At 62.3% G+C, this 13,549-nt stretch carries 13 protein-coding genes; 2 read left to right on the forward strand and 11 right to left on the reverse strand.

The genetic code is table 11. The features are described from left to right. Nucleotides 1-4: 4 nt before the first annotated feature. Both ACYCVF_RS15930 and ACYCVF_RS15935 read right to left on the reverse strand, forming a co-directional pair. Nucleotides 5-766, reverse strand: coding sequence for an SDR family NAD(P)-dependent oxidoreductase (locus tag ACYCVF_RS15930; protein WP_459606359.1), 762 nt, complete (start codon nt 764-766; stop codon nt 5-7). Beyond that, the gene (locus ACYCVF_RS15935) at nt 763-2,415 is read right to left on the reverse strand and encodes an AMP-binding protein (protein ID WP_459606358.1); all 1,653 of its coding nucleotides are present in this window, start codon (nt 2,413-2,415) and stop codon (nt 763-765) included. The genes ACYCVF_RS15930 and ACYCVF_RS15935 overlap by 4 nt, the downstream gene beginning before the upstream one ends. Nucleotides 2,416-2,619: 204 nt before the next feature. Here ACYCVF_RS15935 and ACYCVF_RS15940 point away from each other — a divergent pair, with 204 nt between their 5' ends. Continuing rightward, a complete protein-coding gene (locus tag ACYCVF_RS15940; protein WP_459606357.1) occupies nt 2,620-3,639 on the forward strand; it encodes a zinc-binding dehydrogenase in 1,020 nt (339 codons plus the stop codon). A gap of 50 nt (nt 3,640-3,689) precedes the next feature. On the opposite strand, the gene ACYCVF_RS15945 is transcribed toward ACYCVF_RS15940, so the two are convergent. The 5 genes from ACYCVF_RS15945 to ACYCVF_RS15965 are packed head-to-tail and all read right to left on the reverse strand — an operon-like array spanning nt 3,690 to nt 8,234. Continuing rightward, complete coding sequence (locus ACYCVF_RS15945) at nt 3,690-4,901, reverse strand: ABC transporter substrate-binding protein (RefSeq protein WP_459606356.1); 1,212 nt, start codon at nt 4,899-4,901, stop codon at nt 3,690-3,692. 36 nt (nt 4,902-4,937) lie between these two features. Beyond that, nucleotides 4,938-5,633 (reverse strand): ABC transporter ATP-binding protein, encoded by a 696-nt coding sequence (locus tag ACYCVF_RS15950; RefSeq protein WP_459606355.1) that lies wholly within the window; start codon nt 5,631-5,633, stop codon nt 4,938-4,940. After that, entirely contained in the window at nt 5,630-6,328 is a 699-nt protein-coding gene (locus tag ACYCVF_RS15955; RefSeq protein WP_459606354.1) for an ABC transporter ATP-binding protein, read from the reverse strand. Before ACYCVF_RS15955 ends, ACYCVF_RS15950 begins: the two co-directional genes overlap by 4 nt. Before the next feature lie 2 nt (nt 6,329-6,330). Continuing rightward, nucleotides 6,331-7,335: a branched-chain amino acid ABC transporter permease gene (locus ACYCVF_RS15960; RefSeq protein ID WP_459606353.1), complete on the reverse strand. Its 1,005-nt coding sequence runs from the start codon at nt 7,333-7,335 to the stop codon at nt 6,331-6,333. 41 nt (nt 7,336-7,376) lie between these two features. Then, nucleotides 7,377-8,234, reverse strand: coding sequence for a branched-chain amino acid ABC transporter permease (locus ACYCVF_RS15965; RefSeq protein WP_061879125.1), 858 nt, complete (start codon nt 8,232-8,234; stop codon nt 7,377-7,379). A gap of 338 nt (nt 8,235-8,572) precedes the next feature. Here ACYCVF_RS15965 and ACYCVF_RS15970 point away from each other — a divergent pair, with 338 nt between their 5' ends. Further along, the gene (locus ACYCVF_RS15970; protein WP_459606352.1) at nt 8,573-9,439 is read left to right on the forward strand and encodes a MaoC/PaaZ C-terminal domain-containing protein; all 867 of its coding nucleotides are present in this window, start codon (nt 8,573-8,575) and stop codon (nt 9,437-9,439) included. Nucleotides 9,440-9,848: 409 nt separating this feature from the next. On the opposite strand, the gene ACYCVF_RS15975 is transcribed toward ACYCVF_RS15970, so the two are convergent. The 4 genes from ACYCVF_RS15975 to ACYCVF_RS15990 form a co-directional block, all read right to left on the reverse strand. Next, nucleotides 9,849-10,628, reverse strand: a complete 780-nt coding sequence (locus tag ACYCVF_RS15975; protein WP_459606351.1) for an SDR family NAD(P)-dependent oxidoreductase — start codon at nt 10,626-10,628, stop codon at nt 9,849-9,851. A 28-nt stretch (nt 10,629-10,656) separates the two neighbouring features. Next, nucleotides 10,657-11,874, reverse strand: coding sequence for an ABC transporter substrate-binding protein (locus tag ACYCVF_RS15980; RefSeq protein ID WP_459606350.1), 1,218 nt, complete (start codon nt 11,872-11,874; stop codon nt 10,657-10,659). A 65-nt stretch (nt 11,875-11,939) separates the two neighbouring features. Further along, entirely contained in the window at nt 11,940-12,422 is a 483-nt protein-coding gene (locus tag ACYCVF_RS15985) for a hypothetical protein (protein ID WP_459606349.1), read from the reverse strand. Continuing rightward, complete coding sequence (locus tag ACYCVF_RS15990) at nt 12,415-13,452, reverse strand: amidohydrolase family protein (RefSeq protein WP_061879131.1); 1,038 nt, start codon at nt 13,450-13,452, stop codon at nt 12,415-12,417. Before ACYCVF_RS15990 ends, ACYCVF_RS15985 begins: the two co-directional genes overlap by 8 nt. Between the last annotated feature and the right edge of the window lie 97 nt (nt 13,453-13,549).

The raw sequence follows: 13,549 nt of genomic DNA on the forward strand, positions 1-13,549 counted from the left end.
GCTCCTATCTGCTGGGAACAGTCCATCCGCCGTCGGCCGTGACCGACGCTCCTTGGACGTAACTCGCCTCGTCGCTGGCAAGAAAAGCGGCCAGAGCCGCGATCTCCTCCGGCTCGCCGAAGCGGCCCCTCGGCATCTCGCCACGCCGTTTGGCGATCGTGGCGTCGTCGTATTGAGCGATCGAGGCAGGGGTCCCGATCATTCCGGGCGCGATCGCATTGACGCGGATGTTGTGCGCGCAGAGCTCGACAGCCGACGCTCGCGTCAGCCCGACCACCCCGGCTTTCACCGCGGCATAGGCGATGGCATCCTTGGTCGGATGTTCGGCTGCGATCGAGCTCAGATTGACGATCGATCCTCCGCCCCGCTGCACCATTTGTGGGACAGCTGCCTGCGTGGTCCAGATCAGGCCAAGTAGGCCGACCCCGATCATCTTCTCGGCCGTCTCGGCATCGATTTGATCGAGCGGCTGAAACCTGGCGAATACAGCGTTGTTGATCAGCGACGCAATCGGCAATGCAAAACCCCGCTGGATAGCCTCGAACGCGGAATGAACCTCGGTGCGCTTTCCGACATCGGCCGTGTAGGCCCGGGCCTGGAAGCCCTTGGACTGCAGCTCCTCGACCGCGGGTCCCAACCTGCGCGCGCTGACATCAACGCAGGCGAGGTGCGCTCCCTCGCTTCCAAGGCGCTCGGCAATGGCCAACCCGATGCCCCGTGCCGCCCCGGTCACGACGCAGACGCGGCCCGAGAAGCGCCCGCTCATGCACTCGCCTTCTGAGCGTCGTCGACGAACTCCTTCGCTTTTTCCTTCAGCAGGAACTTCTGAACCTTGCCGGCGGGCGTGCGCGGCAGATCGTCGATGAAAATGATGCGCTCGGGCCAGTACTGTTTCGCGACCTTGTTTCCGGCCATGTAGGCTTGAAGACCGGGAAGATCGAGAGTCTGCCCCGGCCGCAGGACAACGAACGCACAGGCCTTTTCTCCCAGCCGCTCGTCCGGATATCCGACGATCGAGGCAGATAAAACCGATGGATGTTTGAACAAAAGGTTCTCGATTTCGAGGACTGGCACGTTCTCGCCACCACGGATAATGATATCCTTGGAGCGGCCGTTGATGCGGATGTAGCCTTCCTCGTCCATGAAAGCCAAATCACCGGTGTCGAACCAGCCTTCCGCATCGAAGGGATTGAGATCCTCGCGCTTGTAGTAGCCGAGGCACATCTGGGCACCGCGGACCTTGAGCGCCCCCGTCTCTCCGACCGGAGCGGAAGAGCCATCCGGCCGCAGGACTTTCACCTCGACACCATCCAAGGGACGACCATCGGTCTTGGAGGATTTCTCGAGTGCCCGCTCCGGCTCTGTCAGCGTGCTTGACAGTGATTCCGTCATCCCCCAGAGCGAACAGACCTTCAGACTGAGCTCGCGATAGACGCGATCGATCAAGGCAGGAGGAATGGGCGCGCCGGCACAAAGGAATTTGCGCAGCTTCTCCGGTTTTGGCGCCCCCGCCGCGACCGCCTCACACATGTCGGCCAAGAACGTGGCGGCACCCGCCGAATAGGTAACGCCGTTCTCCGACATGATCGACACACCGCGTGACGGTTCCCAGACATCCTGGAAGATCACGGACGCACCGATCTTCAGACCAAGCAACATCCCCGCCGCAAAACCCGTCATGTGCCCGAGGGGCGAGCACACGAGCATCGTATCGTCGCTGCCAAGACCAAAACGTCCCGCGAGGGCGATGTTGCATGCCAGGAGCGTGTTCAAGCAGTGCATAACGCCTTTGGGAGATCCTGTCGTTCCCGACGTGAACATCAGGACCGCCATCTGATCGGGCGGAAGCGCGCCGACTTCACTTGGAGGAGGCGCTTCGAGGCGCTCATCCGTTGCGAGCAGCGCTTGACGGAAGCTATTGGCTCCCATTCCGTCGACGACGATCACATGCTCGAGCTTCGGCTGCGCCGCCTTCAGGGCCTGCGCCATTTCCTCATGATCGAAGCCCCGGAACGACTTGGGGACGACCAGCAGCTTGGTCTCGGCAAATCCCAGCATGTAGTTGAGTTCATGCTCGCGAAAGATCGGCATCAGGGGGTTGACGACAGCGCCGACCCGAAACGCAGCCAGCGCGATGACGGCGGACTCCCACCAGTTTGGCAGTTGCACCGAGACCACGTCGCCCCGTCCGATCCCAAGCCGCTTCAGCGAAGATGCCGCGCACGCGATCCGGTCCGCCAACTCACGATAAGAGAGCCGGACCGGCTCATTGGGACGATCCGCCCGGTAGGCCAGCAGCGCAAGCTTGTCCGGCGTCGAGGTCACGCTGGCCTGGAGAAACTCGTCGAAATTCTTGTCAATCCAGAAGCCCTGCGATCGCATCGACTGCGCGTGCTTCGCTGCATCGAACCCCATGCTATCCTCCCTTAGCCAACCAAGGCCCCGCGACTACGGGCTTATTTGATGTGCTAGTGTACTATTTTTTCTTCGGCTAGCAAGCTCGATTATTCCGGTGGAAGGCGGTTGTTATGGCGGCGCCGCAACTTTCGTGCTTTCATTTCTGGTACACTAGCATCCTAATGCGAAGAAGATCTCGAAAGCTGGACAGGGAAGACGCGAATGAAGGCAGCAGTTCTAGAGCGACGCGGAGCAGATGGTCTGAGCTGGCGTGAGTTTCCTGACCCCGCTCCGAGGCCGGGCGAGTCGATCCTGAAGGTTGCCGCATCGTCGCTCAATCGCGTGGATCTCTACATGCGCGACAACGGCGCTGGCATTACGCATACGCTCCCGCAGGTCCTCGGCGTCGAGGCCGCAGGCGAAATCGTCGAGACCGAGCCCAGCAGCGGATTGCGCCGGGGCGCAAAGGCGATCCTCTACTCCGTCGCATTCTGCGGCAAGTGCCGCTATTGCGAGGCCGGCGACCAGCCGCTCTGCGTCAGCGCGCGGTTGATGGGAGAGCATCGCCACGGCGGCTTCGCCCAATATGTTGCCATGCCCAATCGCTGCTTTTTTGAGCTGCCGGACGAGGCGGACCTGGCCTCGGCCGGGTCGCTGATGGTCGGGCATCTGACGGCGTGGCGAATGATCTTCGGCAAGCGCGCACTTCAGCCGGGCGAAAGCGTTCTCATTGTCGGCATCGGCGGAGGGGTCGCTGTCGCGTGCCTTCAACTCGCCCTTCTCGTGGGAGCTCGCGTCTACGTTACATCCTCGGGCGATGCGAAAATCGCACGTGCGATGTCCCTGGGTGCGTCGGGCGGGGTCAACTACACCAGGGACCCGGTTTCCAGCTCAATACTGGAACTAAGCGGCGGCGGCGTCGACATGGTGATCGACTCCGTCGGGCAGTCGAGCTGGGGCGAGTCTCTGAAGTCGCTTCGTCGGGGAGGCAGGATCGTCACCTGCGGAGCGACGAGCGGCTCAAATCCCTCCGCAGATCTGCAGCGCCTCTTCATTCGGCAGCTTGAGGTGTACGGCTCGACGGGCGGCAGCGTCGGCGAGTTTCGTCAGCTGCTCGACGTCTTCAACCGCGGGCTGATCAAGCCTGTCACCGATGAGACGTTCGAGATGGCTGACATCCGCTCCGCCTGTGCTCGCCTGGCGGCCGGTTCTCAGTTTGGAAAGATCTCGCTCCAGACTTGAAACCATTGGTGAAAGCCCGCGGCTGCACACCGCGGGCTTTCTGTCGTCGGTCACATCTTGCAGGCGGGATCGACCGCCGGGATGATATCGGAGCCGGCCTCGATCTTCTTGATCTCATAGGTGGGCTTGCCTTCAGAACCGGTGACGATCTGGTTGATGGCCATCGGACGTATGGTTTGATGGTCTCCTGCCCGGATTTCGACATCACCCAGAACTGTCGTGGCCTTCAGGCCTTCGAGCGCGGAGCGCAAGGCATTGACATCGGTTGACTTCGACTTGTTGAGGGCAGCAGCCATCAGCTCGATCGCAGCGTATTGGTCCGCAGCGGTATAGGGAGGCAATTGGCCGTTGTACTTCTCCTTCCAGGCCTTGACGAACGCTTCTGCCTTCGCGCCCGGAAAACCCGGCACGAAGCCAAGCGGCTGATAGACGCCCAGCACGGATTCACCCATCGCAGGAAGCACCTGCGGAATCACGAACGAGTTGCCGAGCACCATCTTGTACTTCTTGAACAGGCCGAACTGTTGCTGCTGCTTCGCAAGGTTGATCGCATCGCTTCCGAATATGGTGACGAAGAGCCCTTCCGCTGGATCGTTGCCCAACTCCGAGATCCTCGCGCCGAAGTCGGCCGTTCCGGACGGCGCGAACAGGACTTTTCCGACCGAACCGCCGAGGCCGGCGACCAGCGTCTTGAACTTGTCCGCGGCGTCGCGTCCGGCTGCGTAGTCAACCGCAAGAATGTCCCATTTCTTGACGCCCTGCGTCTTCAGGAAGTCCTTGACCGCTCCCATGATGATGGAGTCGCTCACATTGACGCGGAACAGGTTCGTCGAGCAGCCCTTCCCCGTGAGGCCATCCGCCTGGGCGAACACCTCCAGCATCAATGCTTTCAGCGCCGGCAGCTTGGCAGCAAGCGCCGGCGAAACGGCCGAGGTGTCCATGCCGGTGATGAAGACGGCTCCGTTCTTCTGGATCGCTCTCGTCGCGCCGTCGACCGCTGTATCGGGCGTGCCGGGATAGGTGATGAAATCAGCCTCGAGCTTCTTTCCCATGACGCCGCCCGCCGCGTTGACATGCTCGATCGCGAGGTTGACGGCGTTGGTCTGGCTTTCCTTAAGGCCAGCTAGTGGACCGCTGTCGATCAAGAGGACGCCGACCTTCACGGACTCTTGCGCCGATGCTGCCCCGGCGACCAGACCCAAGGTGGCACCGAGCGTCGCCAGTTGGATCGACCGAAGGACAGATTGACCGAAACTTCTCATATGCTTCCCTCCTCTTCTGATGATTGATTGCTCGCCTTACAAGGCCATGAGCGCCTGGTTTTCGGCGGCGCCTATCAGCTCGATCGGTCCCGCCCCGACAACCTCTCCCTTGGAGAGGATCACGAAGCGCTCGGCTGCTCGTTTCACGAGACTCAAATGCTGTTCGACCACAAGAACGCCCGTGCCGGCCTTGCGGATGTCGATCAAGGTATCGACCAAGCCGTCGACGAGCACCGGTGAAAGCCCCTCCGAGGGCTCGTCGAGCAGAAGCAAGTTCGGGTTGGCCATCAGTGCGCGGCCGATCGCCAGCATCTGCTGCTGACCGCCGCTGAGCATCGTTCCCATCTGGCCGGCCCGTTCCTCCAGAACCGGAAACAGCTTGAAGATGCTGCGCAGGTCCCATGGCCCGGCCCGGCCGGTCGCCTTGCCGAGAAGCAGGTTTTCCCTGACGGTCAGATTCGGCAGGAGCCGGCGTCCTTGGGGCGCGATCGAGATGCCCAGCTTGGCGGCCGCATATCCTGGCATCCGCTCAATGCGGGAGTCGCCGACCCAAATCGCGCCGCCGGTGACGTTCGTTTCCCGAAACAGGGAGAGCAACAGAGTCGATTTTCCGGCGCCGTTGCGGCCCACAACCGCCACCGACTCCCCGGCTTCGATCGTCAGGTCGGCGCCGTGCAGCACCGTCGATGCACCGTAGCCGGCGAACAACGCTTCGATCCGGAGCAGGCTCATGCCGCGCTCCCAAGATATGCAGCGATCACTCGGCTATCCTTGCGGATCTCGACGGGCGTCCCGGTGGCCAAATGCCGTCCGAGGTCGAGTACCGTAACCATGCCACAGCAGGCGAACACGGCTTCGACATCATGCTCGACGACCACGGCAACAATCTTCTGTTCGCTGACGAGCGCGCGAAGATGTTCGAACAGCCGTAAGGTTTCGACCGCCGACAAGCCCGCGCCCGGCTCGTCCATGAGAAGGATGTTGGGCCGACCGAGGAGCGCCAAGGCGACGTCGACCCTGCGCTGCACGCCGTATGCGATCCGGCCGGCCTGCTGATCGAGATAGGACCCTAGATCCATGAGGCGGATGATGTCGTCCAGCCGGTCGTCACCGAGATGCGCGGCGACCAGCTCAAGCTGCTCTCGGACGGTCAGGTCGGGAAAGATGCTCGTGCGCTGGAACGAGCGCGACATGCCATTGCGTCGCCGCCAGGCCACCGACCGCTTTGTAATGTCCTCTCCCCGATAGCGAACCAAGCCGGCGGTGGGACGCCGCCGGCCGCAGGCCGCGTCGAGCAAGGTGGACTTGCCCGCTCCGTTCGGGCCGATGATCCCATGCAGGACGCCTTGATCATGCACGTCGAGATCGACGTCTGCAAGCGCTCGAAGCGAGCCATAGTTGACCGATAGTCCCTCGATCTTCAGCATGTTCAGGTCTTCCCTCGCGGACGATCGATACCCGGCAAGACGCGTCGCACGGCCGCAACGAGACCTCCGACGACTCCGCGCGGAAACACCACGATGAAGAGCACGATCGCTACACCGGTCAGCAACTGCGTTGCGCCCCGCGCTCCGAACTCATCCTGCGCGAACGCAAAAATCAAGCCGCCGGCCAAGGGCCCGACCGATCCGGCGGTGCCGCCCATGAGCGCGGCGACCAGCGCATTCGTGCTCACCCCGAGACCAAGGCTTTCCGGCGACACGAAGCCGGCGTTCAGGACGTGAAGCAGGCCGGAAACCGCAGCGACGGTGTTGACCAGGATGTAGGCAACGACTCGCGGGACATAGGTGTTGAACCCGGAGAAGCGCATGCGCTCCTCGTTCTGACGGACCGCGCGCAGCGTCGCGCCGAGCCTCGACCGCGAGACGCTCCAGAGCGTCACTCCTATCAACCACACTGCGGTCCAGCCGATCGGCCAGAAATGCTGCGGATTGGCGAAGTCGGCCGCTTGCATGCCCAAAATCGTCCCCTTGAAGCTGACGACGAGGCCGTCGGCGCCGCCGGTATAATCGTGCACGGCTTCCAGCATCACGACATGCCTGATCATTTCGCCGGCAGCCAGCGTCAACATCATGAAGGCGAGCGGATTGGTGCGGACGATCAATGCGCCAAGCACAGCCGCATATGCGACCACCGCTAGAAAAGCGAAGACGATCGCAGCGCCCGGGCTCATGCCCCATTCGCTCATCGCGATCGCGAACAGATATCCGCTGCCGCCGTAAATGCTGGCCGCACCGAGCGCTACGAGACCGGCCTCGCTCATCAGGAAGGCGACACTCAATGCGAGCAAGCCCAAAAGCAGGCCTTCATTGGCCAGCTTGAGCGTGAAATCGCTCGCGAGATATCCCGGCAACACGCCTCCCAGGCCGAACAGGATCGCGCCTGCAACGATCGCAGCTGGCACACGAAAGGACGAACTCGCGTGCCCCAACATCGTGACCTCACGCAGATTCTTCTGAACAGGGGTTCCGCTGGTCAATTCAACACCCTTCCCCGACCGATCCCGCCGGGCGCGATCAGCAGCACGATCATGAGCAGCACATAGGGCACCAGCGCTGCCACATTCGGCAGAAATACCGAGCCCGCAACCTGGACGAAGCCGAACAGCAGAGCGGCAATGATCGCTCCCGCGATGCTGCCGGTGCCACCAATCACCACGATGATGAGGCAATCGACGATCATGACGATGTCCATGCCCGGATCGATCGACAGATACGGACCGGCCAACACGCCAGCGATTCCAGCGAAGGCCGCACTGAGGCTGGTGACCAGCAAGCTCAGCTGATCGGAATTGATCCCCATCATGCGAGCGACGCCAGGATCCTGGCTGACGGCCCGGACAAACAGACCCGACGACGTGAATCTCAGCCAGACAGCCAGCGACACGCAGGACCCTAGCCCCATCAGGATCAGGAACACGCGGTACACGGGATAGGACAGGCCCAACACTGTGACTGATCCCGACAGGATCGCCGGCGCATCAATGCTGCGCGCCTCGCCGCCATAGATGAAGATAATGATCTGACCGAGAATGATACCGAGACCGAGCGTCACGAGCGCGACTTCGATGTGTGAACGGCTCTTGAGCGGCCGCAATACCAGAAATTCGAGAACGATCCCGACGAGGGCCAGCAGGATCGGAACGATCAGCAGCGCGAGCCAGAACCCCGTCACCTTGGCGACGGTGTAGCCAAGGTACGCACCCAACATATAGAGCGCGCCATGTCCGAAATTGATGACGTCACGCAACCCGTAGATCAATGCCAGACCGCTCGCGAGCATGATCAGGAGAGAGGCGAGCGCCAAGGAATTGGCGATGAGAAGCGCGATCAAAGTGAAGCCTCAGAACGCTGGGCGGCACCGTCGCACATGCTCAATGACCGCGCCGAAGGCGCGCCTTCTTCCTCTCGCAATTTGGCCTCCCTTTGCGCCTTGTCGAAACGGACCGGCACCGTCGTTATATTTCCCAGCTGAAGGGGTCGCCCCAAAACTGGTACACCTCTTTATTATATCTCTGCGTTCCGCGCAAACGATGTTTTGTCGCATTCTTGGGGGTTTTTGCGATGCATTGAGGATTTGTCGCAGTACAACACAGTCTGGAGAGTGCAAATCGGTACGCATATAAACCAATAATCTCACCTAGCTTCACCGGCCTTGCAGAGGACGACAGGATGAACCTCGAGAACGTCACGGCGCGCCATTTCCCGCCTATCTTCCAAACCTACGACTGGCGGTCCGCCGCGCTTTATGCGCTGAGCCTGGGAATGGGAATGGACCCGACGGACGAAGAGGAACTGCCTTACATCTACGAAGGCCGCGATCAACGACCTGTGCCGAGCATGTGCGTCACCCTCGGTTGGCCGCCCCTCTGGATCGCCGAACCGGCAATGGAGATCAGCTGGCCCCGCGTACTCCACGGCGAGCAACGGTTCGAACTTCATCGCTCTCTTCCCCTTGGCGCAACGATAAGGGCCTCGCATCGGGTGAGAGCGGTGGCCGACAAGGGTGCCGGCCGTGGCGCGGTGCTATATTTCGATACGGAGATCGAGGACGCCGCGACCGAAACGCCCTTGGCGAGCCTGACGGCCGCCAATTTCTTGCGGGACGACGGTGGCTGCGGCAATTTCGGAGACGTACCGGCCCCCTTGTCCGCATTTTCCTCTCGGGATCCCCCGGATCACGCGATCGACTATTCCACGTTGGGACAGGCCGCGCTGCTGTACCGGCTCGCCAGCCACGACTACATGCCGATTCACGCCGATCCCAGACTCGCGCGCAGCGCCGGCTTCGACCGTCCCATCGCCCACGGCCTCAACACGCTGGGCATCGCCTGCCGCGCGATCCTCAAGCTCGTCCTGCCGCACGCGCCTCACCGCCTGCGAACGATGGCCGTGCGTTTCGTCTCGCCGGCATTCCCCGGCGACACCATTCGGGTTGAGCTGTTCAGGAGACCCGAGGGGATACGCTTTCGCGCATGGGCGGTCGAGCGGCAAACCCTCGTGCTCGACCGCGGCCACTGCGAAATTTCTGATGGGTAACGAGCCTTCACTAGGATATGGCCAGGCTATCGGCCAAGTCTGGCCCGGCTGGGTCTAGTTCGTGATGGCCTGTATGCTTGGCGGGCCTCGTTCCGAACGGCGTTGCCGCACGCCCCGTCGCGTCGCCAGCGCTGACCGTTCCGTTTTCCCTGGTCTGGCGGAGCGAACCGCACAATCTGGTCGTCGACCGTTCGTGACGATCGCGCGCCAGATGACCGGCTGCGAGGCCAAATGAGCGATATGGAGAGCACGTCGTCTGGATCGGCGCAACCCGCGTCTCGGCCATCGATCTACCTCGCGCTGGCCGACATTCCCGTCCCGTCCGGCAATTTCCAGGACTTTCTTTGAACTTTGCAAGCGGAGGGATCCGTGCGGCGCGTGATCGTCCGGCGTCGTGCTCATCGCGATCCTAGAAAACGGCGGGATAGCGCCCACCGTCCAGCATGACGTTCTGGCCAGTCAGGTAGCCCGCATGGGTGCTGCAATAGAATGCACAGACGGCGCCAAACTCCTCGACACGCCCCATGCGCTTCGCCGGGCTGCTGGCGGCGGACGCGGCGACCTCTTCGTCCAGGGTCCGGCCGCTTTTTGCGGTCAGCTTCTGGATGTTGGAGCGGAGCCGGTCGGTTTCGAACTGCTCGGGCAGGAGACTATTGATCGTCACGTTCGCGCCGACGTACTGGGCTGCGATCGCCTTCGTGAACCCGGTCAGCCCGATCCGCGCCGCGACGGACAGACTCAGAGCTGCGTGCGGCTGCTTTACCATGGCCGAGGTGATGTTGATGATCCTGCCAAACTTGCGTTCGGCCATACCGTCGATCACGGCGCGCATCAGCATGATCGCCGCGACCATGTTGCTGTCGGCCGCCGCCAGCCATTGCTCGCGCTCGAAGCTGCGCCAGTCACCCACCGGCGGACCGCCGGCATTGTTGACCAGGATATCCGGCGCGGGACAGGCCGCCAGCGCCGCCGCGCGTCCGGCCTCCGTGGTGATGTCTCCGGCCGCAGTGGCGACCGTCACGGAGAACTTCTGACGGATGTCGGCCGCAACCTGCTCCAGCAGGTCGGAGCCGCGCGCCGTCAGCACCAGATTGACCCCCTCTGCGGCGAGCGCCTCGGCGCACGCCCGTCCCAGCCCTTTGCTCGCCGCGCAGATCAGCGCGGTGCGTCCACGAATTCCAAGGTCCATTGTCAGCTCGCCGCGTTTGCAGGTTGGCCTAGATCTGGATGACGTCGCCTTGGCCGACGAATTTCTCGCCGTCGAATTGGATCAGTTCCATGGCGTGAAAGGCGGCGTAGTCCGTCGACGAGTTCGAGAGCTTGATTCCGTTCAGCAGCAGAGGCAGCGACAGGTCCTTCAGCGAGGTCGCCTGCTTCAGGAGATTCTCCCGTGTCAGCTCGTTGCCGCAGCGCTTCAGCACCTCGGCGATCGCACAGGCGCAATTGTAGCCGGGGACCGCGTTGAGATCCTCCAGATTATAGCGCGGCATGTATTCGCTGACGAACTTCTTGAACTCCTCGACGCCCGGATCGTTCGCGAAGGCCGCGTCGCTCGGCGCCTTCTCCCACCGCGCGGAGTAGATGCCCTTGCAGTTCTCGAGACCCGCGGGAACCAGGGTCTGCGCGATACTGGCCGCGTTGGAGGCGATGATCTGGAGCGGCTTCCAGTTCGAGACCGCAACTTTGCGGATCCCCTGCGCGGCATAGCGCTGGTTGGTGAACTGGATGAACGTATCCGCCCCGGCTGCCTGGATCGAGATGACCGCGCTGTCGATGGTCGGGTCGGTGATCTCGTGGGATTTCTCAGCGACGATCATCGTGTCGGCCTTGCCGCCGAGGCCCTGCTTCAGGCCGCGCAGATAGTCCCGTCCAAGATCGTCGTTTTCGAACAGCACGCCGATCTTCGCGGTCGGCTTGTTCTGCAGCAGGAAGCGCCCGTAGATCATTCCCTGCGCGACATAGGAGGGATACAGCGGAACGATCCACGGGAAGTTCGCGGGGTCATTGAACCGCTCCGATCCCGATGTGAGGAACAGGTTCGGGACCTTCTTGGAATTGAGGTACTTCTGAACGGCAGCGTTGGTCGGTGTGCCCAAAGCTCCCGCAATCGCGAAGACGCCGTCAGACTCGACCAGTCTTCGCGTTTGCTCGATCGTTTTCGGCGGAGAGAATGCGTTGTCGAGCGAGATCAAATTGATCTTGCGACCGTTGATGCCGCCGCGATCATTGATCATCTTGAAAAAGGCCACTTGTGCCTCGCCATAAGAGGCGATCGCCGAAACCGGGCCGCTATACGCCGCCGTCGTTCCAAGCTTGATCTCGGTGTCGGTGACGCCCTCGTCGTAGGCGGCTCGCGCCTGCCGCCACAGGAAGGGCGCGGCAATAGCGGACCCGGTGAGCGCGAGCGCGCGACGGCGCGTGAACTTGAATGTCATGCTCTCCCCACAATCTTGCGAGCCCTGGACGCGCTCTCTTTTGTTTTGTCATCAGCCCGACTGTGCTATTCGAGGAATATCGTCACCTCGGCACGGACGGACGGAAGCACCACGTTATCGATCTCTTCAAAGTCCGCGTCGCTCATCTCGACGGCCGCCGAAAAGCTGAGCGCGTCCATGTGGCCATTGAGAACGGCCGGGTACGACCATTCGACCCTGGCGAGGGTGCGATCGCCGGCGCGGAGTTCGATCGCGAGCGGCTGCGGATCACTCGATCCTTGCCCGCTCTGATAGCCGTCGCCGATGCAATACATCTCGAATTGGAACGTCCCGGGCGCGCGGCGCTGGATCGCGATTTCGATGTCCAGTAGGCCGAACGCTGGATCGTCCTGCGCGTCCTCATGATAGAAATAGACGAAGGGGATCCGGCCGTACCGGCTCGCGCCCCGGCTCAGATCCGACGGCACTTGGGCATCGCTCCGGCCCGGCGTCCGGGGCGGCACCGGGCCGAGCAGACACATCTGAGGGAGCGATCTGCACTCAGTCATGGGAGTGCGCCCGTAGCGATCCGGACTTTGCGTCGGCCGCGCCCGAAAGTCCCTTCACGTCGTAGACCTTGCCGAGAACGCCGAAGGCATTTTCCGTCAGGACGGCCGGGTCCAGCACGCGATGGGCGAACGCGCCGGGCTGTCGCTGCATGATCGTGAATGGGTAATCGGACCCGACCACGATGCGATCGCTTCCGACGGATTCGGCCAGGAACGACAACGACTCGGCGTCGTAGAGAATGGTGTCGTACCAGAATTTTCTGGCGATCTTCGAGGGCTCCTGCTGCATCTGGCCCTTGAGACCCAGCGACCAGCCGACATCGAGGCGCGGCAGGATCCAGGACAGCGCCCCGCCGCCGTGACTGAGTAAGACCCTCAGGCGTGGAAACCGCTCTAGAATGCCTGCCGCCAGCAACGACACCGAGGCAAGCGCGGTTTCGAGCGGGAATATCGCAACCGCACCGAACTCCGGACCGGCCCCTATCCTCTCGACGCCGGCGGGATGCAGCGGATGGACGAAGATCGTGAGATCCATCGCTTCCGCGGCCTCGTAGAGTGGCAACAGCGTTCTACTTCCCAGCGCGACGCCGTCGATGTGCGTTCCAATTTCGAAACCGGCAAACCCTAGCGCCTTGAGTGTGGTAAGCTGGCGAACGGCGCGTGGAACGTCCTGCGCACAGACCATTCCGATGCCGGCGAAATTGCGCGGTGCGCGCGAGATCATTCCGGCGATCTGCGCGTTCATGATGTCGGCGAGGTATTCCGCGTCGTGCGGCGGCAGCCAATGCGACAGCAACTCCGGCATCGGCGAGAGCACCTGCATGTCGATGCCTTCGTCGACCATGTCCGACAGCCGCCGCTCGATGTCCCAGGAGCGCGAATCGATTTTGCGAAAGACCTTGCCGGCGATCATCACAGCGGCCTGGTCGCCGCCGGTGAGTTGAATACTCGGCCAGCGCGCGTCGCGGGCGGAATCCGCCAGAAGACGCGAAGGCACGACGTGGGTGTGAACATCGATCACGGCGCCCACCGCGTTTCTCCCTGCTGCTTCGCCGCACCGATGTGTCCGCGGCTGCCCGCGCTCAGAGCGATCGTGTTTTTACTTTACAAACAGGATTGATTGTTTC

The sequence above is a fragment of the Bradyrhizobium cedriense genome, assembly GCF_054602315.1.